Source organism: Pseudomonas sp. GV047 (assembly GCF_003058245.1).
GTDB lineage: Bacteria > Pseudomonadota > Gammaproteobacteria > Pseudomonadales > Pseudomonadaceae > Aquipseudomonas > Aquipseudomonas marginalis.
The window spans coordinates 84738-108390 of sequence record NZ_QCWA01000016.1 but is presented as its reverse complement, the minus strand read 5'-3'; the positions used below and the strand labels follow the sequence as shown (position 1 = coordinate 108390).

Here is a 23653-nt window from a genome sequence, read left to right as displayed (position 1 = left end):
TTTGCCTCCGATAGCAGTTGGTCAGTGATAGATAAGCTGACTGACGCACCGCCATCGGGAGCAAGCTCCCTCCCACATATGAATAGCGTTCGCTCAACAGCTCGGCGTCATCGCCTGCGTCAAGTCATCCACCACGGCCTTGCCCATCTCACACAGATAATGCGCGGCCCATGCGTATTGCTCGCCGCGCACATCCATGGCGGCTTCCATCGCGAGTTTCTTGGAGTAAAAAAGCAAGGTTGAGGCATGCTCCAGCGCTTCGCCGATGGGCATGCCGGAATTGACACGGAACAGCGGTTTTTCGTTTTCGCCGTAGTCGCCGAAGGTAACGACGCCGAGGGTGGTGAGGGAGGAAAGCGGTGGGTCGGGAATGATTTTGCTCATGGTAATTGCTCTCTGCTGAAGTAGAGCCGCCACATCACATCGCTAAACATGAAGAGGGTGGCAGCTGTGTGCAGGTTAGCGATCCGGGCCAGAGCGCATCCCGGGTAGACTCGAAAGTCTCCCGCACACAGCCGCCATAAAACGCTAAAAGCTGACGGACGCCAGCTGATACTGTTGGGGGCAGTGCCACGCTCGAAACCGGATCGCTAAACCCGATCGCTGATGTGCAGCGACCCAGGGAGGCTAGTGATCCAAACGGTACAGCGCAATAGGCCGGAGATTCTCTAGGAAACGTCCTGCAATTTAAAGCGAATCGTCGTTGATGGCCCTTTAGTTCTTGTTAGTTCTTGAAAGTGACGTCCCATGTCTCCCTCATCAAAAAACCTGATTCTGCTCCGTCACCTTCATGATGTAATCCCACCACATCGTATTCCGCTTTAACTTGCGCAAGTCATCCCGGCAATAGATCCAGAACTGCATGGGAGTAAGGGTTAACGCAATGATTACGTTGCTAACCGACATGACCTTCCTCGCAACTCGACCTGTTGTCAAAAATGCTGTCACAAAACTACTGATCTCACGCAATCCGAGGACGAAGCTCGTTAAGCTCTACCACTGTCGAAGTAATGGTATTTACTCTCTGCGCCTTCACGAAACCGGCAGCATCACCCGCACTGCATCCGTTTCACTCAAGACTACTGACAGAAAGGTTGTTATGGACACCCCATGACGCCTTGCCGAAACCTTCATTGCACTCCATCTGGGTAACCCGACAAACTACTCGCCCTAATGGCTAGCTCATATGATATTCAACGTAAAATTTTGTGTCATTCCGCCAGCCTGAACCAGTCACGGAGACTAAGATCGAGCCTAAGCTTTTCATCTTCTGCAAGCATGCTGCAGTGCGCAATTGGATTTCTGAGTGAGTTGAGATTTGACATGATCTTCTCAACTGCTTTTATGTTGTTAAAGACGCTTGCAAATATTTGCCAGTTTGATTTTATGATTTCTCCGAGTTCGCCGAAGTTGGTGTAATCGAGTTGGTCTGAGGAGCGCGGAGTTATGCCCGACTCTCGCTCTCGTTGTACTCGTTTTTTTACGTCAGCAAAAATTTGTTGAGGAATAGTCTTATCGCTCCACCAATTAGCACCCTGGTTGAGTTCTAAGATCTCCGTTATTTGTCGTCGGATAGTCTTTTCCAGGCAATAAAATAGCTCGTAGCTTCGAGCCATTTCTGCAGCTTCAATTCGCAAAGTTTCTGCAAATTGGGGGACGTACGCCTTCTCGATTTCGTTCAGTCCTTCCTCTTTGCTGATTTCGTTGCGAAGTTTAATTGAGAGGCTTTTTTCCAACTGATCAATTTCTGATTCGATTAGCATGTTGGTCATGCCAAATGCTTTTACTGTCTCTTCGAAGGCCATATTAGTCTCCTAGGATGTGTTCTTTAAGGCTTTTAAATATCGCATTGAATACCTCTATATCTTTAGTTGCTGGCAGGTTTAGGTTGATTGTGTAAGCGAGGTTGATCCCTTTGCTGCCAGAGCTATGCTGTGGCGGAATTTGAAAGTGCGAAGGTGTTGGTTGATTTGGCTCAAATGGTATTGCCCTGCCGTTAATTGACTCTGAAGCTTCGGTGGATTCGTCATTTTCGATGTCGAAATCCGAAATTTTTCTAAGCGCGTTTAGAGTTGTTAGTGTTGCTTTTGTTGCTGACGAGTCTTTTTCTCCGCCTGTACACTCCACAATCAAGCCAAGTATCTCTTGGTCGGTAGCGTCATGGACGTATTCATTCATCTCATAGAGTTTTTGATAAAGTTTTTTGAAGGCTTTGCCGATCGCAAGTTTTGATTTTTTGGGATTTCTGAACTCTTTGTACGAGTCGGTCGGAGTTCCATCGCTTGCTACAAAGCCCATCTTTTTTAGGAATGGAATGCATGCAGCTGCGGTGCCACCTTTCATTGCTAATTTTGTCGAAACAAAGTCCTGGGTGACTCTCTCGGGGACGGATGCTGATTTTATCTTATCCAGCATATTAATAAGTGTTCCAACGGAGGTGCTATAAGGTAAGTTTTCCGCCACGATTCAGTTCCCTTTTGGTGTTGTAGCTTTGGCTTGCGAGCTGGTCTATAAGCTTTAAGTTGTTTATTTCATATAGAAATCATATGCCGCTTTTACGCTGCTTGGGACACTTGCCGGGTCTATGAGTGTTAATGTTTGCTTAAACCGTTGGCGGCAAGAGGCATGGCTCGATACTCTGCGAGCCAGTATAGTTGTTGGCGTGGCGGCTAAACCAATCATCATCGCAACCTCCCGAGGTGAAAAAGAACGAATGAGTTGCTCGTAATTTGATACTGCTGCCCAGCATACGCCGTACCCATTCCCGATAATGCAGCAAATTACGACTTGTACAAATTGTTCTTGGATCGTCTCGGGTATTGCGCTTTGCTTTGAAAGCTCTAAAAGGCGCTCTGCAAAAGGAGGCTCGTTGTAGAAATTGTTCGCGCCGTTGTGGACGTTCCACAGTCGATCAATTGCTCGGTAGAAAACCGCATGCTGTTCCGACTCATTTAGGAGAGTTAGAAGGCCAAGTTTCTCGAAGAATTGGAGCGAAGCTGTATGGCGCGGCTCATCTCCCTTGGCGGCATACTCGCTGTGCTTGTTCACAAGGTCTGATCGAATGCCAGCAGTGAATCCATTGTTAAGAGCACTGCAAACGTCTAACGCGTTGAGTCGCGATGGCTCGGATGTGTTGGGATCACAATAAATCCCATGCACCATGACGACCAGCATTTGTCGCTGAGCATCGTGAGTTTCGGAAAGACGCTGGACCCAAATGCCATTCTGATTTGCGTTGAACCGCGCGCCTTTGATTGCAGTAATGAAAGCACCAATGTCGACTCCTCGTGGTGACGAGGCGTCTGCAAGTGCGTAGCGGACACATCTGTTGAGGAATGTCGTGAATTCACGATCATTTACTGTCCCAATGGTAGGGTGTGCAGCAGAAAAATTGTTCCGGACATCACGGCACTGGTCCAAGAAGAAAAAGCCGTCCTCGTTGACCAAGTTTAGCTTCAGGGCAAGTTCAAGGAGTCGGCTGTCTTGCAATTCCAGTAAATGCTTTTCCTCAAAATCTGACTGAAGAATTTGAGCAACTATAGGCAGGCCAAAGTTTCTTACTTTTGTACGCAGCTGCAAAATGGCAGCGTTCCAGATGTAGTTCATAGCACTATCAAAGAGGCCAGTGCTTACCGCAACACACATCCTTGCAACTAACTCCCCACGCAGGGGCGCCGGTATATCTCTAAGTTCACGTGGTAAGTCTCGCCATGCGTACTCTATTTCCTCATCGCTTGCCAGAACGGTTCTGGGGATTCCAAGCGCTGTCGTTAGTGAGGTTAATGCGGGAAGTACCGTTGACAGCAGTGCTGGAAGTGCTGGCTCAGGGGGCTTCGGTACGATTGAGGACATGTGCTTCTTCCTTGATTTGATAGGGCGTTACCCGACTGGCCGACTACCCATGGATAGATGGAGATGGCATCTCGCCATGCCCAAGATCTGAAACTATAGGGTGGAAGGACTTTCGGCAACCCCTCGCGAATATCCCTTCATGCTTTTTTCTAAACTGCTTCTTTGAGCTCTTCAACGGAATATGATGGAAATTTTCGAGACATCACTTCACTGGGGTGCTCCTCGTGCGTTCCCCTTATACCCTCAGATTGCGTCCACCACCTAGGCCAACACAGCAGTCTTATCGCGTCTACGTGTTATTGTGAGGCCTCCTCAGATTTCACAAACTTAGCAGCAACCCTTGGCAGCAACCTGTTGCTAACCCCTGCTGGCATCATTACGATGAAACTCCCTTACTCGTTGCCCGCACTCAATCTGCGAATCGGAGTAGTCGTGTTTCGCCCAGCAATAATGGGCCATTCATCTCAGTGACCTCTCTTATGTAATCCCATAGGAGAGTGATTCTTTTGAGCTTCCTCAAATCCTCCCGGCAATACATCCAGAACTGCCGTGTAATCGCAATCTGCTCCCCCAACACCGGCAGCAACCGTGGATCCTGCGCCGCCAGAAAGCACGGCAAGATCGCCATCGACCGCCCTTGCTGCGCCGCCACGTACTGTGCAATCACGCTGGTACTGCGCAGGCTGGCGCTGGCGCCGGGCACGACGTTGGCCAGGTACAGCAGCTCCGAGCTGAAGGCCAGATCATCCACATAGCTGATAAACGGATGCTCGGCCAAATCTGCCGGTTTGTGGATAGGCGGGTGTTGGTCGAGGTATTCCTGGGTCGCGTACAGCTGCAGTTTGTAGTCGCACAGTTTGCAGCACACGTAGGGCCCGTGTTCCGGGCGTTCCAGGGCGATGACGATGTCGGCTTCGCGCTTGGACAGGCTGATGAAGTGGGGCAGGGGCAGGATGTCGACCGAGATGGCGGGGTAGGTGTCGACGAAGTGGCTCAACTGCGGGGTGACGAAGAAGCTGCCGAAGCCTTCGGTGCAGCCCATGCGCACATGGCCGGACAGCGCCACGCCGGAGCCGGACACCTGTTCGCAGGCCATGTGCAGGGTGCTTTCGATGGACTCGGCGTAGCCCAGCAAACGCTGGCCTTCGGGGGTCAGGACGAAGCCGTTGGTCCGGGATTTTTCGAACAGCAGCGTACCGAGGGACACTTCCAATGAGCTGATGCGCCGCGACACGGTGGTGTAGTCCACCGCCAGGCGTTTGGCGGCGACGCTGGCCTTGCGGGTGCGGGCCACTTCGAGGAAAAACTTCAGGTCGTCCCAATTCAGGGAGCCCAGTGATGTGATGTTTTTTTGCATATTGGACCGGCTTTTATGTGCGTTCTTATTAGAGATTTGCACATCTATACTCCAAAAACAGTCCGAACGCCTCATTCTTCAAGGCGATTCAAGCGCCTTGTCTCTGTATAAATATAAGAGTTGGAGACCACATGAACGCATCTGCCGATATTTCCGTGCAACAGGTCAAGTTGCTCATCAACGGTGAGTGGGTCGAGTCCAGGACCACCCATTGGCAAGACATCGTCAACCCGGCCACCCAGCAAGTGCTGGCCAAAGTCCCGTTCGCCACGGCCGATGAAGTCAATGCCGCCATCGACGCCGCCCATCAAGCCTTCCAGACCTGGAAGCTGACGCCGATCGGCGCGCGCATGCGCATCATGCTCAAGCTGCAAGCCCTGATCCGCGAACACTCCAAGCGTATCGCGGTGGTCCTCAGCGCCGAGCAGGGCAAGACCATTGCCGATGCCGAGGGCGATATTTTCCGTGGCCTGGAAGTGGTGGAGCACGCCTGTTCCATCGGCACCCTGCAAATGGGTGAGTTCGCCGAGAACGTCGCCGGTGGCGTCGATACCTACACACTGCGCCAACCCATCGGCGTGTGTGCCGGCATTACCCCGTTCAACTTCCCGGCGATGATTCCGCTGTGGATGTTCCCGATGGCCATCGCCTGCGGTAACACCTTCGTTCTCAAGCCGTCCGAACAGGACCCACTGTCGACCCTGCTGCTGGTGGAGCTGGCGCTGGAAGCCGGCGTACCGGCGGGTGTGCTCAACGTGGTGCACGGCGGCAAGGATGTGGTGGATGCGCTGTGCACCCATAAAGACATCAAGGCGGTGTCCTTCGTCGGTTCGACTGCCGTCGGCACTCATGTCTACGACCTGGCCGGCAAGCACGGCAAGCGCGTGCAATCGATGATGGGCGCCAAGAACCACGCCGTGGTACTGCCGGATGCCAACCGTGAACACACCCTCAATGCCCTGGTCGGTGCCGGTTTCGGCGCGGCGGGCCAGCGTTGCATGGCCACCTCGGTGGTGGTGCTGGTGGGGGCGGCCAAGCAATGGCTGCCGGATCTGAAAGCGCTGGCGCAAAAGCTCAAGGTCAACGCCGGCAGCGAAGCGGGCACGGATGTCGGCCCGGTGATCTCCAAGCGCGCCAAGGCCCGCATCCTGGAGCTGATTGAAAGCGGCGTGAAAGAAGGCGCCAAGCTCGAGCTGGACGGCCGCGACATCAAGGTGCCGGGTTTCGAGCACGGTAACTTCGTCGGCCCGACCCTGTTCTCGGGCGTGACCACCGATATGCAGATCTACACCCAGGAAATCTTCGGCCCGGTGCTGGTGGTGCTGGAAGTCGACACCCTCGACCAGGCCATTGCGCTGGTCAACGCCAACCCGTTCGGTAACGGCACCGGCCTGTTCACCCAGAGCGGGGCGGCGGCGCGTAAATTCCAGAGCGAAATCGATGTGGGCCAGGTCGGTATCAACATCCCGATCCCGGTGCCGGTGCCGTTCTTCAGCTTCACCGGTTCCCGTGGCTCCAAGCTCGGCGACCTCGGCCCGTACGGCAAGCAAGTGGTGCAGTTCTACACCCAGACCAAGACCGTCACCAGCCGCTGGTTCGACGACGACACGGTCAACGATGGCGTCAACACCACCATCAACCTGCGCTGATTCGGGAGACGACCATGAAGATTGCATTTATCGGCTTGGGTAACATGGGCGCACCGATGGCCCGCAACCTGATCAAGGCCGGCCATGGGCTGAACCTGTTCGACCTGAACCAGACGGTGCTCAAGGAACTCGCCGAATTGGGCGGCAGCATCAGCGACTCGCCGCGTGACGCTGCCCAAGGCGCCGAGCTGGTGATCACCATGCTGCCCGCCGCCGCCCATGTGCGCAGTGTCTGGCTGAATGAAGACGGTGTACTGGCGGGGATCGGCAACGGCGTGCCCGCGGTGGATTGCAGCACCATCGACCCACAGACCGCGCGCGACGTCGCCGCTGCTGCCGCCAAGCAAGGCGTGGTGATGGCCGACGCACCGGTCTCCGGCGGCACCGGCGGGGCGCAGGCCGGGACCCTGACCTTCATGGTCGGCGCCACCCCGGAACTGTTCGCCACCCTGCAACCGGTGCTGGCACAGATGGGCCGCAACATCGTGCACTGCGGCGATGTGGGCACCGGGCAAATCGCCAAGATCTGTAACAACCTGCTGCTCGGCATCAGCATGGTCGGCGTCAGCGAAGCCATGGCCTTGGGCGACGCGCTGGGCATCGACACCCAGGTGCTGGCCGGGATCATCAACAGCTCCACCGGGCGCTGCTGGAGTTCCGACACCTACAACCCATGGCCGGGCGTGATCGAAACCGCGCCGTCGTCCCGTGGCTATACCGGCGGGTTCGGCGCCGATTTGATGCTAAAGGACCTGGGGCTGGCCACCGAGGCCGCTCGCCAGGCGAAGCAACCGGTGATCCTCGGTGCGGTGGCCCAGCAGTTGTATCAATCGATGAGTCAGCGCGGCGAAGGGGGCAAGGACTTTTCGGCGATCATCAACAGCTATCGCAAACCCGAATAAACTGACGGTGGTGAGCGGGCTTGCCCCGCTCACCACAAAAAAGCAGTTCACTGGAAGAGGTGGCTCAAGCAAACACAAAATACTTACGTACCGTCTCGACCACTTCCCACGTCCCCTTCATCCCTGGCTCCACCACAAAGATATCCCCAGCCCGCAAGTGAATCGGTTCCATCCCCTCAGGCGTGATCACGCAGTAGCCTTCCTGGAAATGGCAGTATTCCCATTTCACGTATTCGACATACCACTTGCCCGGCGTGCAGATCCAGGTGCCCATGATCTTGCTGCCGTCTTCGCTGGTGTAGGCGTTGAGGTTGACGGTGTGCGGGTCGCCTTCGAGCTTTTCCCATTTGCAGGCATCCAGGACCGGCAGGGGGTGGGTGTCGCGCAGTACGGTGATGGGCTTGGACATGATGACTCCGAGGCAGGGAATGGAAAGATGCACCCTAAGGCCTGGGACGTTGCGCCAGTGGTCTGAACTCGACATCGGGATGCCCAGAAGCGCAGGCGAACACGATTGTCGGGGCATCGCGAATCAGTGTGGGAGGGGGCTTGCCCCCGATGGCGCCAGGTCAGCCGACACTTTTGAGCGTGAATCCGTCGTTTCCTCGCAGTAAGTGCGAAAGAAGTCACTCGCGGCGCACGAATTCGCAAGAAAATTCACATCTGGCCCTCGTATCATTCACCCCAGTAACCGCCGAGAGCCTTCAAATGACCTCAATAAAAACGTGGTGGGATATCAGCCCGCCCTTGAGCACGGCAACCCCGACCTGGCCGGGCGATACGCCGTTCCAGGAAGAGCGTGTGTGGCAGTTCGGCCCGGAGTGCCCGGTGAATGTCGGGCGCATCACCCTGTCGCCGCACACCGGCGCCCATGTGGATGCGCCGCTGCATTACAGCGCCGACGGAGCGCCGATTGGCGAGGTGTCGCTGGAGGTGTACATGGGCCCGTGCCGGGTGCTGCATTGCCTGGACAGCGGCGCGCTGGTCCAGCCCCATCAGTTGCAAGGGCGTGTGGATAACCTGCCGGAGCGCGTGCTGTTGCGTACTTATCCACAAGCACCGCTGACCGAATGGGATGCGAACTTCACCGCCATCGCCCCGCAGACCATTGAACTGCTGGCCAGCCTGGGTGTGCGCCTGATCGGGATCGACACGCCCTCCCTGGACCCGCAACAGTCCAAGACCATGGATGCCCACAACGCCGTGGCGCGGCATGGCATGGCGATTCTCGAAGGCATCGTGCTCGACGACGTACCGGAGGGCGACTACGAACTGATCGCCCTGCCGCTGCGTTTCGCCAACCTGGACGCCAGCCCGGTCCGTGCCATTCTCCGCCCGCTCAAGGAGCCCACGCGATGAGCCAATGTCCTTTCTCTGCCGACTACCAGCCACCGGAAGAATGGCATAACGCCGAACTGAATTTTTCCGAGTCCATGAGCTACGGCGACTACCTGGACCTGGGCAAAGTGCTCAGCGCCCAGCACCCGCTGTCGCCGGACCATAACGAAATGCTCTTCATCATCCAGCACCAGACCTCCGAGCTGTGGATGAAGTTGATGCTCCACGAACTCAAGGCCGCCCGCGAACACGTGCGCCTGGGCGAGTTGCCGCCGGCATTCAAGATGCTGGCGCGGGTGTCGCGAATCTTCGATCAACTGGTGCACGCCTGGGCTGTGCTGGCGACCATGACGCCGTCGGAATACAAGGCGATTCGCCCGTTCCTGGGGCAGTCCTCCGGGTTCCAGTCGTTCCAGTACCGCGAGATCGAATTTATCCTCGGCAACAAGAGCCCGGCGCTGTTGCGCCCCCATGCCCATCGGCCCGAGTTGTTGCAGGCGTTGCAGGTGGCGATTGCCACGCCGTCGCTGTATGACGAGGCGATCAACCTGATGGTCAAGGCGGGGCTGGCGATTGACCCCAAGCGTGCCGAGCGCGACCCGACGGCGGCGACCGTGCACGATGAGTCGGTGGAGGCGGCGTGGCGCGAGGTGTATCGCGATCCGAGCCGGTATTGGGACTTGTACCAGTTGGCCGAGAAGTTTATCGACCTGGAGGATTCGTTCCGCCAATGGCGCTTCCGGCATGTGACCACAGTGGAGCGGATTATCGGCTTCCAGCCCGGCACCGGCGGCACCGAGGGCGTGGGTTACCTGCGCAAGATGCTCGACACCGTGCTGTTCCCCGAGCTGTGGCGAGTGCGCTCCACGCTGTAAACGCAATCAAATGTGGGAGGGGGCTTGCCCCCGATGGCGGAGGGTCAGTGGACACATAAGTGACTGACACACTGCTATCGGGGGCAAGCCCCCTCCCACATGGATATTACTGCGCAGCGGCAACCGCTTTCGTCTTACTCACTCGCAACCGGTAGGCCACATAGATAACCCCCACCCAAACCGGCATCGCATACACCGACTCGCGAATCCCCGGGATCGCCAGCATCACGCTGATGATCATCAGCATGAACGCCAGGCACAGGTAGTTGCTGAACGGGAACCAGAAGGTCTTGAACGACGGCGTCACGCCTTGCTCGCCCATGGCCTTGCGGAACTTGATATGGGTGATGCTGATCAGCGCCCAGTTGATCATCAGCGAGGCAACCACCAGCGCGAACAGCAGCTCCAGGGCACTTTGCGGTGCCACGTAGTTGACCACCACGCACAGCATCGTCACCAGCGCCGAGATCGCCAGGGCCCGCAGCGGTACGCCTTGCTTGTTGAGCTTCATCAGCGCTTTCGGCGCATCGCCTTGCTCGGCCAGGCCGAACAGCATGCGGCTGTTGCAGTACACGCCGCTGTTGTACACCGACAGCGCCGCGGTCAGCACCACGAAGTTGAGGATGTGGGCGGCGGTGTCGTTGCCGATCAGCGAGAAGATCTGCACAAACGGGCTGCCGCTGTAGGCATCGCCCGACGCGCCGAGGGTTTGCAGCAGTTGATCCCATGGGTACAGCGACAGCAGCACGGTCAATGCGCCGACGTAGAAAATCAGGATCCGGTACACCACCTGGTTGATCGCCTTGGGGATCACCTTGCGTGGCTCGCTGGCCTCGGCAGCGGTGATACCCACCAGCTCCAGGCCGCCGAACGAGAACATGATGAAGGCCATGGACATCAACAGCCCCATGCCGCCATTCGGGAAGAATCCGCCGTGGCTCCACAGGTTGCTGACCGACGCTTGCGGGCCGCCGGTGCCGCTGAACAGCAGGTAGCAGCCGAGCACGATCATGCCGACAATCGCCACCACCTTGATGATCGCAAACCAGAACTCGGCTTCACCGAAGAACTTCACGTTAAGAGTGTTGATCAGGTTCACCGCGACAAAGAACACCAGGGCGCTGACCCAGGTCGGGATCTGCGGCCACCAGAACTGGATGTACTTGCCCACCGCAGTCAGCTCGGCCATGCCCACCAGCACGTAGAGCACCCAGTAGTTCCAGCCGGCCAGGAAGCCCGCGTAACCGCCCCAGTATTTGTGCGCGAAGTGGCTGAACGAGCCGGCCACCGGTTCTTCGACGATCATCTCGCCGAGCTGGCGCATGATCAGGAACGCGATGAAACCGGCGATCGCGTAGCCCAGGATCATCGACGGCCCCGCCGACTTGAGTACCCCGGCCGAACCGAGGAACAGCCCCGTGCCTATCGCCCCGCCCAAGGCGATCAACTGAATATGCCGGTTCTTCAGGCCACGCTTGAGGCCTGCCGGGTTAACCATGTCATCCGCCATTAACGTTCCCTTCTACTTGTTTTTCTCGGGGTAGAACCCCTCAGAAGTGCTGAGGAGTCAGATATTACTCTGGGTAAACTTTTCGTAATACAGCTGAACGCCATCAAGTGCCTGATCCGCCAGCCATTGTTGGATGGATTCGACCATTGGCGGAGGGCCGCACACGTACATATCCGCCAATCCGTCGCGCAATTCGGCCAGGTCGAAATGCTCGGTGAGGTAGCCGCGCTTGCCGGGCCATTCAGGCGCCGGTGCGCTCAGCACTTCGGTGTAGCGAAAACCGCGGATTGTCGAGGCGTATTGATGGATACGCTGCGCTTCACATAAGTCCTCGGCCCCGCGCACGCCGTAGTACAGGAGCACCGGCTGATCACAGCCCGTGGCGGCCAGTTCATCGAGCATGCCCAGTAACGCCGACAGTCCGGTGCCGCCGGCCACCAGCACCAGCGGTTTGCTGACATGGCGCAGGTAGAACGCACCCAGCGGCGCCTCCATCAGCAACCCATCGCCGACGTGGCAACGTTCCCGCAGGTAATTGCTCATCACCCCATCCGGCAGCAGGCGGATCAGGAATTGCAGCTGGTTGCCCGGCAGGTTGGCGAACGAGTAGGCACGCCAACAGTCGGTGCCGGGCACCGAGAGGCGCGCATATTGGCCCGGCAGGAAATCCAGCGCCGCGTCCAACCGCACGGTCAAGATCGCCGTACTGGCCGACACCTGCTGCACCTCGCTTACCGTGCCACGCACCTGCACCGGCCCCGGCGCATTGCACAGGCTCGAATCGAAGTCGAAGTAGAACGCCGCGTCGGACTTCACCCGGGTCTGGCAACTGAGCATCTTGCGCTGTTGCAGGTCGAGGCTGGAGAGGGCTTCCTCGTCCACATAGTCCTGGGTGTAGTCACCTGACTCACACCGGCCCTGGCAGGTGCCGCATACGCCTTCGCGGCAGTCCAGGGGGATCTTGATGCCATTGCGCAGTGCCGCATCCAACAGGATTTCATTTGTGCCCACCGGGAAAAACAGGGTCTTGCCGTCGGCAAAACTGAAGGCCACTTTGTGATTCATTCACGGAAACTCCACGCGTGTAGGGCTGGCACATCACCTGTGGTGAGGGAGCAAGCTCCCTCGCCACAAGATGTGATGTGCTTCAAAGGTGATAGAAATCCAGCACCGAATTGATGGTGTCGTTAAGCAGCAGCGCATGCTTGCGAGTGATCAGCCAACTGTCGCCATGGGGCTTGAGGCGATAGGTGGCATGCCCGTAGAACTGCTCCGATGTGGCCAGCCGATAGAACAGCGTGTGCCAGTTCAACCGGACCTCCAGCGTGCCGTCCGCCTGCTCGGCAATGCGTACGTTGTTGATCAGGTGCAAGGTGCGCGGCATCGGTGTAGCGGATGCTGCCTTGCCGGTGCGCAGGCGAAACACGCGGTCTTCCAGGCCCGAACGATTGGCGTAGTAGATCAGCGACATCTCGCGCTTGGGGTCGCGGGTGTAGACGTGCTCCGAGTCCCATTGCGGCAGGTGGAATTCGCTGTGCGGGTCGAACAATTGCACATAGGCGTCCCAGTCCTGGGCGTCGCACAGCTCGGACTTGCGGTAGAAAAACTGCTCGATCCGGTACTGCAATGGCGCATTCATCACTTCACCTCCCGCAGTGTCAGCGCTTGTTGGTCCAGACCCTTGAGCAGGAACTGCTGCCAGTTGCGGTGCTGGTTGACGTACAGGCCTTCATGGGTGAACTCGGTGCCGGTCATGGCCGGTTGAATGCCGATGGCTTCGCTGTTCGGCGTCGGCCCGGTTTCCCAGCGATGGCTGCCGCGTGAAATATCGCTCCAGCGTTCCAGGCGGCCCTGGAAACCACGTTGGGCTTCGCGGAACTCCACCAGGTCGTCCGGTGTGCCCATGCCCGAGACGTTGAAGAAGTCCTCGAACTGGCGAATACGGTTTTCGCGGTCGGCATCGGATTCGCCTTTCACCCCCAGGCACTGGCTGATGATCTCGGTCTTGTTCCACGCCACCGGGCGGATGATGCGCAGCTGCGAGCTGATCTGGTCGAGGAAGAACAGGCTCGGGTAGATATTCAGGTTGCGCAGGCGGTGCATCATCCACTCGGCCTTCTGCTGGCCGTGCTCTTGCACCAGGCGCGGCATGATGGTGGCGTAGCCGGAGCGCACGCTGGGGTTGGGCATGTCGCTGAACAGCACGCTGTGGCCATTGTTGAAGGCGAACCAGCCGTCATCGGTGTTGGCGTCGCCGGCGCCGAGCTTGCTGTAGTCCAGGGTGCTGGCGGACCCGCTGCCGTTCTCGGTATTCACCTGCTGGCGATGCTGCACCGTGGCCACGTAGTTGTAGTGCACGGTGCTGACGTGATACCCGTCCAGGCCGTTTTCGTTTTGCAGTTTCCAGTTGCCGTCGTAGGTGTAGGCCGACTTGCCCGGCAGCACCTCCAACTCACCGGTGGCCGACTGCGCGACCATCATGTCGAAGAACACTTTGGCATCGCCGAGGAAGTCGTCCAGGCTGTCACGGCCATTCACGTCCAGGCTGATGAAGACAAAACCCTTGTAGCTCTCGATGCGGGCCTTTTTCAGGCCGCGTGTTGCCTTGTCGAAACTTTCCGGATATTCCCCCGGCGCCTTGACCTTCACCAGCCGGCCATCGCTCTTGTAGCACCAGGCGTGGAACGGACAGGTGAAGGTGGACTGGTTGCCTTTGCCGACCCGGGTGAGGGTGGTGCCGCGATGCTGGCAGGCGTTGACCAGCGCATTGAGCCGGCCCTCGCCATCACGGGTAATGATCATCGGCTGGCGCCCGGCGCGCATCGTCACGAAGTCGTGGTTATTGGCCAGTTCGCTTTCATGGCAGGCGTAGATCCAGTTCTTCTCGAAGATCAGCTCCATCTCAAGATCGAACAGTTCCGGCTCGGTGAACATGTCGCGGGCGATGCGGAACACGGCGTCTGCCGGGCGAAAATCCAGGCAGCTCTCGATAAAGCTTTTCCATTGCTCGACGCTTCTTGCACCACTCATGGGAGGCACCTTTTGATAATGGCTGAACAGGTGAGCCATTAGGAGGCTGCGACAAGGTGGCGGGCTATCCGCTTAATGGGGGAAGGTGGGCCGCAAAGTTGGGCAGCAAATACCCACGGCGGTGCGGGGCGGTGACGCAACGCGCCACTGTCCGGTGCGGCCAGGGGCGGCAAAACCTGTGGTTTATCCACATAGTCGGCCGTTGCTATCCACTCGGTTGCAATCGGGTCGGCGTGGCGTAGAACTTGCTGTGGAACCACAACGACGCGCCGCCAGAGCGCGCAACCGCCTGACCGCCGTGGGTGCACACTGATGAATAGTCCTACACGCGATATCCATGTCCAACGCTTCGACCTCGAAGGCGCCCGCAGCTGGATGTCCGGCATTTGCGGACCGCACCGCCTGGTGACGAGCACGCCCGAGCGCCTGCGCTTTCATCACAGTGCCAACGTGTTCAAGTCCCGCGCCACCACCCTGGGGGTGATCGAGTACGGCACCGACGTGACCATCGATATCGAAGACGCCGAGCACTTCAGCAGCTACAGCCTCACGCTGCCGTTGGTGGGGGAGCAGGAGCTGAGCAAGAACGGCCAACGCCTGAGTTCCAACCGCGACCAGGGCGTGATCATCGCGCCCAACGAGCATCAGGTGCTGGCGATTTCCGGTGACTGCCGCAAGTTGCAAGTGGTGATCACGCGGGCGGCGATGAGCGAGTCGCTGGAGGGCTTGCTGCAACGGCCGATCGAGGCGCCGCTGCAATTTGAACCGGTGATGGATGCGGTGGAGGGGGCGTCGGCGTCGTGGTGGCGCATGGCGCGCTACTTCATCGCGGAGCTGGAGTGCCGTAGCGAATTGTATGAACAGGCGGCGTTCACCCGTGACCTGGAAAGCTCATTGATCAAGGGCCTGATCCTCGCCCAGCCGAACAACTACTCGGAAGAACTGCGCGATGTATTGGGGGTGAAACTGCCCCATTACCTGATCCGTGCGCGCCAGTACATTCACGACAACGCCCGCGAGGCGCTGCACCTGGAAGACCTGGAAACCGCTGCCGGGGTGTCGCGGTTCAAGCTGTTCGATGCGTTTCGCAAGTACTTTGCCCTGTCACCCATGGCCTACCTGAAGAAGCACCGGCTGAGTGCGGTGCGCCAGGAAATCCTCGAGCATGGATCGATCCGTACCATCTCCGAGATCGCCTTCGGCTGGGGCTTTACCCACCTGGGGCGGTTCTCGGCGGAGTATCGAAAACTGTTCGATGAATCCCCCAGCCAGACGCTGCAACGCATGCGTATGCGCAGTACTTGAACCTGATGAAGATCAACCAGTGGGAGGGGCGGTGCCTGGGCGATTTCAGATCAGTTCTTCAACCAACTGCAGGCAATGACTGAGCCCCGGCGACTGATCATTCACCCGTCGGCTGAGAATGATCGGCGAGGTCGCCGTCGCTTCCACAACCGGCGTGTAGCCGATATCCGCGCGATGCAGCACCTGCACCGACGCCGGCACCAGTGTCACGCCCATGCCCGCACCGACCAGGCCGATGGCGGTCTGCAGTTCGTTGGTCCACTGCGCCACCTTGAGGCTCAGGCCGTGGGCGTCGAACAGTGCGATCACATGGTCGGCATAGCTGGGGCGCGGGTTGCCGGGGTAGAGCACAAACGGCTCGGCGGCCAGTTGGGCGAGGGTCGCGGGTGCATCGAGCAATGGGTGGCCGGCGGGCAGCACGGCCACCAACCGATCCTCCACCAGCACACGCTGGACGATGGCCGGGTCGTCGATGCGAATGCGCCCGAAGCCCACGTCGATACGTCCGGCCTTGAGCGCCTCGACCTGCTGCAAGGTGGTCATCTCCGACAACCCCAACTCCAGTTCCAACGCCTCATGGCTGCGCAACCGCCGGATCAATTCCGGCAGCACGCCATACAAGGTCGACGGCGCAAAGCCGATGCCCAGCCAGGTCTTCTCGCCCTGGCCGATGCGGCGGGTGTTGTCGCAGACCGTGGCCAATTGTTCGAGCAACACATTGGCGTGCTCATAGAAAAACCGCCCGGCCTCGGTCAGCCGCAGCGGTCGGCCACGCTCCAGCAGGATCACGCCCAATTCCTCTTCCAATTGCTGGATCTGCCGGCTCAACGGCGGCTGGGCGATGTGCAGGCGTTCGGCAGCACGGGTGAAGTTGAGGGTCTGCCCCAGCACCTGGAAGTAGCGCAGATGACGCAGTTCCATAACGGCTCCTTTCATACCTTGAGGGTATTGATCGAGACCAATTCTATATTGGAAGCCAGGAAGAATGCGGCACAGAATCGACGTAAATCTATAAAGAACCCAGCGGGTATTGCCATGCCGATTTGCGCCATCGAGTCGATCGAGACCATTATCGTCGACCTTCCCACCCTTCGCCCGCACAAGCTGGCGATGCACACCCTGCAAAACCAGACCCTGGTGATCATCCGCGTGCGCTGCGCCGACGGCATCGAAGGCATCGGTGAATCCACCACCATCGGCGGCCTGAGCTACGGCAACGAGAGCCCCGAGAGCATCAAGGTCAACATCGACCGTCACTTCGCCCCACTGCTGATTGGCCAGGACGCCAGCAATATCAACGCGGCCATGTTGCGCCTGGAGCGCAGCATTCGCGGCAACACCTTTGCCAAATCCGGTATCGAAAGCGCCTTGCTCGACGCCCTCGGCAAGCGCCTGAACCTGCCGGTCAGCGAACTGCTCGGTGGGCGTGTGCGCGATGCACTGCCGGTGGCCTGGACCCTCGCCAGCGGCAATACCGCCCAGGACATTGCCGAGGCCGAAAAGATGCTCGACCTGCGCCGCCACCGCATCTTCAAATTGAAGATCGGTGCCGGTGAAGTGGGCGAGGACCTGGCCCATGTCATCGCGATCAAACAGGCCCTGGGCGAACGTGCCAGCGTGCGCGTCGACGTCAACCAGGCCTGGGACGAAGCCGTGGCCCTGCGGGCGTGCAAGGTGCTCGGCGACCACGGCATCGACCTGATCGAACAGCCGATCTCGCGTAACAACCGTGGCGGCATGGCCCGGCTCAACCTGTCGAGCCCGGCGCCGATCATGGCCGACGAATCCATCGAGTGTGTCGAAGAGGCCTTCAACCTGGCCCGTGAAGGCGCGGCCTCGGTGTTCGCCCTGAAGATCGCCAAGAACGGCGGCCCCCGCGCGGTATTGCGCACCGCCGCGATTGCCGAGGCCGCCGGTATCGGCCTGTACGGCGGCACCATGCTGGAAGGGGGGATCGGCACCCTGGCGTCGGCGCATGCCTTCCTCACGCTGAACAGGCTGGCATGGGGTACCGAGTTGTTCGGCCCGCTGTTGCTGACCGAAGACATTCTTGCCGAGCCGCCGCTGTACCGCGATTTCCAGCTGCATGTCTCCCACTTGCCGGGCCTGGGCCTGGCCATCGATGAGGAGCGCCTTGCGTTCTTCCGTCGTGACAAACACTAAGAGGCGCCGCCCATGTTGTTCCACGTAAAAATGACCGTGAACCTGCCCGTCGACATGCACCCCGAGCGCGCCGCCAGCCTCAAGGCCGACGAAAAGGCCTTTGCCCAGCGTCTGCAGCACCAGGGCAAATGGCGCCACTTATGGCGCATCGCCGGGCTCTACGCCAACTACAGCGTGTTCGACGTCGACAGCGTGCAAGAACTGCATGACCTGCTGATGCAACTGCCGCTTTACCCCTACATGGCCATCGAAGTGAATGCCTTGTGCCGGCACCCTTCGTCGATCCATGAAGACGACCGCTAGGCCGGTTTTCACTCTGATAACTACAAGATGAGGAACGCACCATGTCCATCCGACTGTCCCAGACTGCCCACGCCCAACGGTTTCTCGAAGAAGCCAGCGGCAACCTCACTGACGGCGGCAACCCGCGCGCCAAGGCGCTGATCTACCGGATCCTGCGCGATACGGTAAACATCATCGAAGACCTGGACGTGACCCCGGAAGAGTTCTGGAAGGCGGTCAACTACCTCAACGAACTGGGCAAGCACCAGGAGGCCGGACTGCTCGCCGCCGGGCTCGGCCTGGAGCATTACCTGGATATGCTGATGGACGCCGCCGACGAGGAAGCCGGCAAGTCCGGTGGTACCCCGCGCACCATCGAAGGCCCGCTGTATGTGGCCGGCGCGCCGCTGTCGAAGTACGAGGCGCGGCTGGACGATGGCAAGGACGACGCGGTGCCGCTGTTTATGCGCGGGCAGGTGCGCGACACCGACGGCAAGCCGTTGGCCGGGGCGATTGTCGATGTGTGGCAGGCCAATACCGGCGGTACGTATTCGTGGTTCGACCCGACGCAATCCGAATTCAACCTGCGTCGGCGTATCGAGACCGACGCCCAGGGCAACTACCGCTTTCGCAGCATCGTGCCGTCGGGCTACGGCTGCCCGCCGACCGGGCCGACCCAGCAGTTGCTCGATCAACTGGGGCGCCACGGGCAGCGCCCGGCGCATATCCACTTCTTTATCTCGGCGCCGGGGCATCGGCACCTGACCACCCAGATCAACCTGTCGGATGACCCGTACCTGCACGATGATTTTGCCTACGCGACGCGGGATGAGTTGATTGCCGAGATTCGCTTCAGTGACGATCAGCAACTGGCGCGGGAGTTTGGCGTGGAAGGGCGGTTTGCGCAGATTGATTTTGACTTTGAGTTGCAAACCGCCGCAGCGCCGGTAGAGCAAAAACGCATGCAGCGGGTTCGCGCCCTCGAAGACTAAATGCGGTCAAAAATGTGGGAGGGGGCTTGCCCCCCACATTTTACCGATGGCGCTGCTCCTATTTGCGTACCACCAGATCAAGCACCTCATCCCGATCCTTGATCTTCTGCAGCACAATCTCCGAGCGGATATCCATCACCCCCGCCGTGCGGTTCAGGTGGTTCACGATAAAGTCCGAAAAGTGCTTGAGGTTGCGTGCCTGCACCCGCAGCACATAGTTGCTGGCGCCGGTGATCACGTAGGCGCTGGCCACTTCCGGCCAGCCTTGCACCTTCTTGATAAACGTCTCATGCCAATCCTCCACATCCTGGCGCAATGACAGGTGGACGATGGCCTCCAGTTCAATCCCCAACTGCTCGGCATTCAACACCGCACGGTAGCCGCTGATAATCCCTTCGCTCTCCAGCAGGCGTAGACGACGCAGGCAGGCAGAGGGCGACAACGCGACTTTTTCCGCCAGTTCCTGGTTGCTGATACGGCCATCCTGTTGCAGGAAATGCAGGAGGCGCAGGTCGGTGGCGTCAAGGATCATGGTTAGAATAAATCCGCGTATTTAGGGGTTAAATTCGAATTTCCTACAGCTTAATTAGCCTGTTACCCACCACTTTGCACGAAAATTCTTTAAATCTTCGTTCATTATTTGCTGCATCCTCACTGACAAAAACCAGGACAGCCCATGACCCCTCGCAGCCATTGCCAAGCCCTCGACACCCAGGACCCGCTGGCGCCGCTACGTCAGCAGTTCGCCTTGCCGCAGGACGTTATCTACCTGGACGGCAACTCCCTCGGTGCGCGTCCGGTGGCGGCGTTGGCGCGGGCGCAGGCGGTCATCGCGCAAGAGTGGGGCAATGGCTTGATCCGCAGTTGGAACAGCGCCGGCTGGGCCGACTTGTCCCAGCGCCTGGGCAACCGCCTGGCGCCGCTGATCGGGGCGCGGGACGCAGAGGTGGTGATCACCGATACCACCTCGATCAACCTGTTCAAGGTGCTCAGCGCCGCCTTGAGCGTGCAGCGCCAACGTGAGCCGGCGCGCAAGGTGATCGTCAGCGAAGCGAGCAACTTCCCCACCGATTTGTACATCGCCCAGGGCCTCGCCGAGTTGCTGCAACAGGGCTATTCCCTGCGCCTGGTCAACAGCCCGGATGAACTGCCCCGGGCCATCGACGGCGACGTGGCGGTGGTGATGCTCACCCACGTCAACTACAAGACCGGCTACATGTACGACATGCAGGCGCTCACCGCCTTGAGCCATGAATGCGGCGCGCTGAGCATCTGGGACCTGGCGCATTCGGCCGGCGCGGTGCCCATCGACCTGCACGGGGCCGGTGCTGACTATGCGATTGGCTGCACTTACAAATACCTCAACGGCGGCCCCGGTTCCCAGGCGTTCGTGTGGGTCAACCCGGCGTTGGTGGACCTGGTGCACCAGCCGCTGTCGGGCTGGTTCGGGCATACCCGGCAGTTCGCCATGGAATCCAGCTATGCGCCGAGCGCTGGCATCGCCCGCTACCTGTGCGGCACCCAGCCGATCACGTCGCTGGCGATGGTGGAATGCGGCCTGGAAGTTTTTGAACAGACCGACATGGCCCGCCTGCGCAGCAAATCCCTGGCGCTGACCGACCTGTTTATCGAGTTGGTCGAAAGCCGCTGCGCCGCCCACAACCTTGTGCTCATCACGCCGCGTGAACACGCTCGGCGTGGCAGCCATGTGAGCTTCAAACACCCGGAAGGCTATGCGGTGATCCAGGCCCTGATCGCACGTGGCGTGATCGGTGATTACCGCGAGCCGCGCATCATGCGTTTTGGGTTTACGCCGCTGTACACGAGTTTTACCGAGGTGTGGGATGCGGTGGAAATCCTCGGTGAGATTCTCGATAACATCACCTGGGACCAGCCGCAATTCAAGGTCCGCCACAGCGTCACCTGAATAAACGCCGGAGAAAATGTGGGAGGGGGCTTGCCCCCGATGGCGGTTTGTCAGTTACTTAAATTTTTGCTGATCCACCGCTATCGGGGGCAAGCCCCCTCCCACAGGGGATCTGTGACAACGGTTAGACAGTACAACCACAATAATAAAGGGGCACACCACGTGAGCACACCCGACCACGGCTTTGCCGAGATCACCCACCGCGAACTGGGCCTGAGGCGCCAGCTCACTTCCGGCCAGATGAGCATGATCGCCATCGGTGGCGCCATCGGCACCGGGCTGTTCATGGGCAGCGCCTATGCCATCGGCTACGCCGGGCCCAGCGTGCTGGTGAGCTACGCGATCGGCGCGTTGATCACCTTGCTGCTGATGGGCTGCCTGGCCGAGATGACGGTGGCCCATTCCACCTCGGGCTCTTTCGGCGCCTATGCCGAGTTCTACATCAGCCCGCTGGCCGGGTTTCTGGTGCGTTATGCCTACTGGGCGGCGATTGTGCTGGCGGTGGGGGCCGAGGTCACGGCGGTGGCGATGTACATGAAGTACTGGTTCGCCCACGTGCCGGAATGGGTGTGGATCGTGTCGTTTTCCAGCGTGCTGATCCTGCTCAACGCCATCAGCGTCAAGACTTTCGGCAACTTCGAATACTGGTTTTCGACGATCAAGATCAGCGCCATCGTCGGCTTCATCATCCTCGCGGTGTACGTGGTGTTCGGCTCCGGCAACCCACAATACGGGGTGCAGAACTACACGGCCCACGACGGGTTTTTCCCCCATGGCGTGAGCGGCATGTGGATTGCCGTGATCGTGTCGATCTTCAGCTACTTGAGCGTCGAGATGATCGCCGTGGCCGCCGGTGAAGCGGCGGACCCGGAGCAGGCCGTGAAGAAAGCCTTTCGCGCGACCATCGTGCGGCTGGTGGTGTTTTACCTGCTGACCCTGGCGCTGATGCTCGCCATCGTGCCGTGGAACCAGGCCGGCCAGGCCCAGAGCCCGTTCGTCACGGTGATGCAGACCATCGGCATTCCCGGCGCCACCGGGGTGATGAATTTCGTGATCCTGATCGCGGCCTTGTCGGCGATGAACAGCCAGCTCTACATCACCACGCGCATGATGTTCAGCCTGTCCCGCGCCGGCTTTGCGCCCAGGTCCATGGGGGCCTTGAGCAAGAGCGGCATTCCGCTCAATGCCTTGCTGTTGTCCAGCTCGGGCATCGCCCTGGCGACGCTGTTGAACCTGGTGTACCCGGAAAGTTCGTTCACCCTGATGATGGCGATCTCGATGTTTGGCGCGATCTTCACCTGGTTCATGATCTTCCTCACGCACCTGTTCTTCCGGCGCTATCGCAAGCGTCATGGCGGCGCGAAGCTGTCGTTCCAGTTGCGCCTGTTTCCCTACAGCACGTTATTGGGGTTGGTGCTGATGGGCGCGGTGATGATCACCACGTACTTCACCGAAGCGTTCAAGATGACCCTGGTGTTTGGCGTGCCGTTCCTGCTGATCCTGTCGGCGGTGTATTACGGGTTTTTCCGCAAGGGCAGGACCAAGGCATCGAACAAGGCCCTGGCGTAACCCGGCAATTGTTCGAACGAACGCGCGCATAACAGCAGCGTTCGGCAAGCCCACTCTTCCTGCAACGGTTGGGCGATGAAGCGGCGCGGCGCTGGCCAGCGCGCCAACGCCGCCAGGGGCACGATGCCCAGGCCGGCGCCGCGGGCCACCATGCGAATCAGCCCGTCAAAACCCTCGGCGCGGATACGCGTCTGCACACGAAAGCCCGCGTGCAGTGCCTGTTCTTCCAGGTACACCGCGAGGGCGCTGGCGGCGGCCAGACCCACGTAGTCGTATTGCAGGCTGTCGACAAAGCTCACCGTGCCGCCCGCCAGGGGATGGTCGTGCGGCATGATCAGCGCCAGCGGGTCGTCGCGAAAGGGCAAGGTCTGCAAGCCGTGGGTGTCCACGGCGTCGGAGATGATCCCCAACTCCGCCGTGCCCTGGCGCAAGGCCTGGGTGATGCGCAGGCTGGGCAATTCCTGCAGGTCGATATCGAGGTTGGGGTGTTCGCGCAGAAAGTCCGCAAGCAGTTCCGGCAGGTATTCGCTGAGCGCAGTGGTGTTGCACAGCAGGCGCACCTGGCCTTTGACGCCGTTGGCGTATTCCGCCAGGTCCTGTTGCAGGTGCTCGGCCTGTTGCAACAACAGGCGGGCGTGACGGGCCAGGGCCTTGCCCGCCGGTGTGGGGGTGACGCCGCGACGCCCACGCTGGAGAAACTCGATGCCCAACGATGCCTCCATCGCCCGGATGCGGGCACTGGCGGCGGCCAGGGATAAATGGCTGCGGGCCGCGCCGGCGGTGATGTTGCCGGTGTCGAGGGTGTGCAGGTAGAGGCGCAGGTCGATCAGGTCAAAGTGCATGGCTGATGGCTCGGGTGACTGGACTGGCCTCAGGGTCACGCAAAACAAGAGGCTGCCTCA

At 59.4% G+C, this 23653-nt stretch carries 23 protein-coding genes; 10 read left to right on the top strand and 13 right to left on the bottom strand.

Annotation, left to right across the window (positions count from 1 at the left end; all coding sequences use genetic code 11):
* Positions 1–93 precede the first annotated feature (93 nt).
* From C8K58_RS29115 to C8K58_RS29090, 5 genes are all read right to left on the bottom strand, one after another.
* On the bottom strand, positions 94–384 hold the full coding sequence (locus tag C8K58_RS29115) for a DUF3077 domain-containing protein (RefSeq protein ID WP_108574775.1): 291 nt from the start codon (positions 382–384) through the stop codon (positions 94–96).
* Between the two features lie 827 nt (positions 385–1211).
* Positions 1212–1805 (bottom strand): Swt1 family HEPN domain-containing protein, encoded by a 594-nt coding sequence (locus C8K58_RS29105; RefSeq protein WP_108574774.1) that lies wholly within the window; start codon positions 1803–1805, stop codon positions 1212–1214.
* A 1-nt stretch (position 1806) separates the two neighbouring features.
* Entirely contained in the window at positions 1807–2463 is a 657-nt protein-coding gene (locus C8K58_RS29100) for a DUF5343 domain-containing protein (protein ID WP_108574773.1), read from the bottom strand.
* Positions 2464–2526: 63 nt separating this feature from the next.
* The gene (locus C8K58_RS29095) at positions 2527–3852 is read right to left on the bottom strand and encodes a hypothetical protein (RefSeq protein WP_166655333.1); all 1326 of its coding nucleotides are present in this window, start codon (positions 3850–3852) and stop codon (positions 2527–2529) included.
* Between the two features lie 409 nt (positions 3853–4261).
* On the bottom strand, positions 4262–5209 hold the full coding sequence (locus C8K58_RS29090) for a LysR family transcriptional regulator (protein WP_108574772.1): 948 nt from the start codon (positions 5207–5209) through the stop codon (positions 4262–4264).
* A gap of 131 nt (positions 5210–5340) precedes the next feature.
* Between C8K58_RS29090 and C8K58_RS29085 the strand changes: the two genes are divergently transcribed.
* On the top strand, positions 5341–6858 hold the full coding sequence (locus C8K58_RS29085) for a CoA-acylating methylmalonate-semialdehyde dehydrogenase (RefSeq protein ID WP_027607679.1): 1518 nt from the start codon (positions 5341–5343) through the stop codon (positions 6856–6858).
* 14 nt (positions 6859–6872) lie between these two features.
* Positions 6873–7760 (top strand): 3-hydroxyisobutyrate dehydrogenase, encoded by an 888-nt coding sequence (mmsB, locus tag C8K58_RS29080; protein WP_092359345.1) that lies wholly within the window; start codon positions 6873–6875, stop codon positions 7758–7760.
* Positions 7761–7824: 64 nt separating this feature from the next.
* Here the strand turns inward: mmsB and C8K58_RS29075 are convergent, their stop codons facing one another.
* Positions 7825–8169 (bottom strand): cupin domain-containing protein, encoded by a 345-nt coding sequence (locus tag C8K58_RS29075; protein ID WP_003230905.1) that lies wholly within the window; start codon positions 8167–8169, stop codon positions 7825–7827.
* A gap of 299 nt (positions 8170–8468) precedes the next feature.
* Between C8K58_RS29075 and kynB the strand changes: the two genes are divergently transcribed.
* Together kynB and kynA are read left to right on the top strand one after the other, a co-directional pair.
* Positions 8469–9119 (top strand): arylformamidase, encoded by a 651-nt coding sequence (kynB, locus tag C8K58_RS29070; protein ID WP_108574771.1) that lies wholly within the window; start codon positions 8469–8471, stop codon positions 9117–9119.
* Entirely contained in the window at positions 9116–9973 is an 858-nt protein-coding gene (gene kynA, locus C8K58_RS29065; protein WP_027607676.1) for a tryptophan 2,3-dioxygenase, read from the top strand. The genes kynB and kynA overlap by 4 nt, the downstream gene beginning before the upstream one ends.
* Positions 9974–10079: 106 nt before the next feature.
* On the opposite strand, the gene C8K58_RS29060 is transcribed toward kynA, so the two are convergent.
* From C8K58_RS29060 to antA, 4 genes are all read right to left on the bottom strand, one after another.
* Positions 10080–11483: an amino acid permease gene (locus C8K58_RS29060; protein WP_027607675.1), complete on the bottom strand. Its 1404-nt coding sequence runs from the start codon at positions 11481–11483 to the stop codon at positions 10080–10082.
* A 57-nt stretch (positions 11484–11540) separates the two neighbouring features.
* Positions 11541–12548, bottom strand: coding sequence for an anthranilate 1,2-dioxygenase electron transfer component AntC (gene antC, locus C8K58_RS29055; RefSeq protein WP_108574770.1), 1008 nt, complete (start codon positions 12546–12548; stop codon positions 11541–11543).
* Between the two features lie 82 nt (positions 12549–12630).
* On the bottom strand, positions 12631–13122 hold the full coding sequence (antB, locus tag C8K58_RS29050) for an anthranilate 1,2-dioxygenase small subunit (RefSeq protein WP_027607673.1): 492 nt from the start codon (positions 13120–13122) through the stop codon (positions 12631–12633).
* Entirely contained in the window at positions 13122–14513 is a 1392-nt protein-coding gene (gene antA / locus C8K58_RS29045; protein ID WP_092359337.1) for an anthranilate 1,2-dioxygenase large subunit, read from the bottom strand. The genes antB and antA overlap by 1 nt, the downstream gene beginning before the upstream one ends.
* Before the next feature lie 312 nt (positions 14514–14825).
* On the opposite strand from antA, the gene C8K58_RS29040 reads away from it, so the two are divergent.
* Positions 14826–15818 carry a helix-turn-helix domain-containing protein gene (locus tag C8K58_RS29040; protein WP_108574769.1) on the top strand — a complete coding sequence of 331 codons (993 nt, stop codon included), beginning with the start codon at positions 14826–14828 and terminating at the stop codon, positions 15816–15818.
* A 45-nt stretch (positions 15819–15863) separates the two neighbouring features.
* Here the strand turns inward: C8K58_RS29040 and C8K58_RS29035 are convergent, their stop codons facing one another.
* A complete protein-coding gene (locus C8K58_RS29035; protein ID WP_092359334.1) occupies positions 15864–16739 on the bottom strand; it encodes a LysR family transcriptional regulator in 876 nt (291 codons plus the stop codon).
* Between the two features lie 114 nt (positions 16740–16853).
* Here C8K58_RS29035 and C8K58_RS29030 point away from each other — a divergent pair, with 114 nt between their 5' ends.
* From C8K58_RS29030 to catA, 3 genes are read left to right on the top strand one after another with little or no spacing between them, the layout of a single operon-like run.
* Positions 16854–17981 (top strand): muconate cycloisomerase family protein, encoded by a 1128-nt coding sequence (locus tag C8K58_RS29030; protein ID WP_092359332.1) that lies wholly within the window; start codon positions 16854–16856, stop codon positions 17979–17981.
* 12 nt (positions 17982–17993) lie between these two features.
* On the top strand, positions 17994–18284 hold the full coding sequence (catC, locus tag C8K58_RS29025) for a muconolactone Delta-isomerase (protein ID WP_027607668.1): 291 nt from the start codon (positions 17994–17996) through the stop codon (positions 18282–18284).
* A gap of 41 nt (positions 18285–18325) precedes the next feature.
* Positions 18326–19255, top strand: coding sequence for a catechol 1,2-dioxygenase (gene catA / locus C8K58_RS29020; RefSeq protein ID WP_027607667.1), 930 nt, complete (start codon positions 18326–18328; stop codon positions 19253–19255).
* A 58-nt stretch (positions 19256–19313) separates the two neighbouring features.
* On the opposite strand, the gene C8K58_RS29015 is transcribed toward catA, so the two are convergent.
* On the bottom strand, positions 19314–19787 hold the full coding sequence (locus tag C8K58_RS29015) for an Lrp/AsnC family transcriptional regulator (protein ID WP_003176072.1): 474 nt from the start codon (positions 19785–19787) through the stop codon (positions 19314–19316).
* Between the two features lie 144 nt (positions 19788–19931).
* Between C8K58_RS29015 and kynU the strand changes: the two genes are divergently transcribed.
* On the top strand, positions 19932–21182 hold the full coding sequence (gene kynU / locus C8K58_RS29010) for a kynureninase (RefSeq protein ID WP_092359330.1): 1251 nt from the start codon (positions 19932–19934) through the stop codon (positions 21180–21182).
* Positions 21183–21344: 162 nt separating this feature from the next.
* On the top strand, positions 21345–22751 hold the full coding sequence (locus C8K58_RS29005; RefSeq protein WP_027607665.1) for an amino acid permease: 1407 nt from the start codon (positions 21345–21347) through the stop codon (positions 22749–22751).
* Here C8K58_RS29005 and C8K58_RS29000 read toward each other — a convergent pair.
* Positions 22697–23593 carry a LysR substrate-binding domain-containing protein gene (locus C8K58_RS29000; RefSeq protein ID WP_027607664.1) on the bottom strand — a complete coding sequence of 299 codons (897 nt, stop codon included), beginning with the start codon at positions 23591–23593 and terminating at the stop codon, positions 22697–22699. The genes C8K58_RS29005 and C8K58_RS29000 overlap by 55 nt on opposite strands.
* Between the last annotated feature and the right edge of the window lie 60 nt (positions 23594–23653).

Excerpts from the sequence above, each read along its gene's own strand:
- C8K58_RS29115 (WP_108574775.1), bottom strand. The coding sequence starts at position 384 with ATGAGCAAAATCATTCCCGACCCACCGCTTTCCTCCCTCACCACCCTC.
- C8K58_RS29105 (WP_108574774.1), bottom strand. The coding sequence starts at position 1,805 with ATGGCCTTCGAAGAGACAGTAAAAGCATTTGGCATGACCAACATGCTA.
- C8K58_RS29095 (WP_166655333.1), bottom strand. The coding sequence starts at position 3,852 with ATGTCCTCAATCGTACCGAAGCCCCCTGAGCCAGCACTTCCAGCACTG.
- C8K58_RS29090 (WP_108574772.1), bottom strand. The coding sequence starts at position 5,209 with ATGCAAAAAAACATCACATCACTGGGCTCCCTGAATTGGGACGACCTG.
- C8K58_RS29085 (WP_027607679.1), top strand. The coding sequence starts at position 5,341 with ATGAACGCATCTGCCGATATTTCCGTGCAACAGGTCAAGTTGCTCATC.
- mmsB (WP_092359345.1), top strand. The coding sequence starts at position 6,873 with ATGAAGATTGCATTTATCGGCTTGGGTAACATGGGCGCACCGATGGCC.
- C8K58_RS29075 (WP_003230905.1), bottom strand. The coding sequence starts at position 8,169 with ATGTCCAAGCCCATCACCGTACTGCGCGACACCCACCCCCTGCCGGTC.
- kynB (WP_108574771.1), top strand. The coding sequence starts at position 8,469 with ATGACCTCAATAAAAACGTGGTGGGATATCAGCCCGCCCTTGAGCACG.
- kynA (WP_027607676.1), top strand. The coding sequence starts at position 9,116 with ATGAGCCAATGTCCTTTCTCTGCCGACTACCAGCCACCGGAAGAATGG.
- C8K58_RS29060 (WP_027607675.1), bottom strand. The coding sequence starts at position 11,483 with ATGGCGGATGACATGGTTAACCCGGCAGGCCTCAAGCGTGGCCTGAAG.
- antC (WP_108574770.1), bottom strand. The coding sequence starts at position 12,548 with ATGAATCACAAAGTGGCCTTCAGTTTTGCCGACGGCAAGACCCTGTTT.
- antB (WP_027607673.1), bottom strand. The coding sequence starts at position 13,122 with ATGAATGCGCCATTGCAGTACCGGATCGAGCAGTTTTTCTACCGCAAG.
- antA (WP_092359337.1), bottom strand. The coding sequence starts at position 14,513 with ATGAGTGGTGCAAGAAGCGTCGAGCAATGGAAAAGCTTTATCGAGAGC.
- C8K58_RS29040 (WP_108574769.1), top strand. The coding sequence starts at position 14,826 with ATGAATAGTCCTACACGCGATATCCATGTCCAACGCTTCGACCTCGAA.
- C8K58_RS29035 (WP_092359334.1), bottom strand. The coding sequence starts at position 16,739 with ATGGAACTGCGTCATCTGCGCTACTTCCAGGTGCTGGGGCAGACCCTC.
- C8K58_RS29030 (WP_092359332.1), top strand. The coding sequence starts at position 16,854 with ATGCCGATTTGCGCCATCGAGTCGATCGAGACCATTATCGTCGACCTT.
- catC (WP_027607668.1), top strand. The coding sequence starts at position 17,994 with ATGTTGTTCCACGTAAAAATGACCGTGAACCTGCCCGTCGACATGCAC.
- catA (WP_027607667.1), top strand. The coding sequence starts at position 18,326 with ATGTCCATCCGACTGTCCCAGACTGCCCACGCCCAACGGTTTCTCGAA.
- C8K58_RS29015 (WP_003176072.1), bottom strand. The coding sequence starts at position 19,787 with ATGATCCTTGACGCCACCGACCTGCGCCTCCTGCATTTCCTGCAACAG.
- kynU (WP_092359330.1), top strand. The coding sequence starts at position 19,932 with ATGACCCCTCGCAGCCATTGCCAAGCCCTCGACACCCAGGACCCGCTG.
- C8K58_RS29000 (WP_027607664.1), bottom strand. The coding sequence starts at position 23,593 with ATGCACTTTGACCTGATCGACCTGCGCCTCTACCTGCACACCCTCGAC.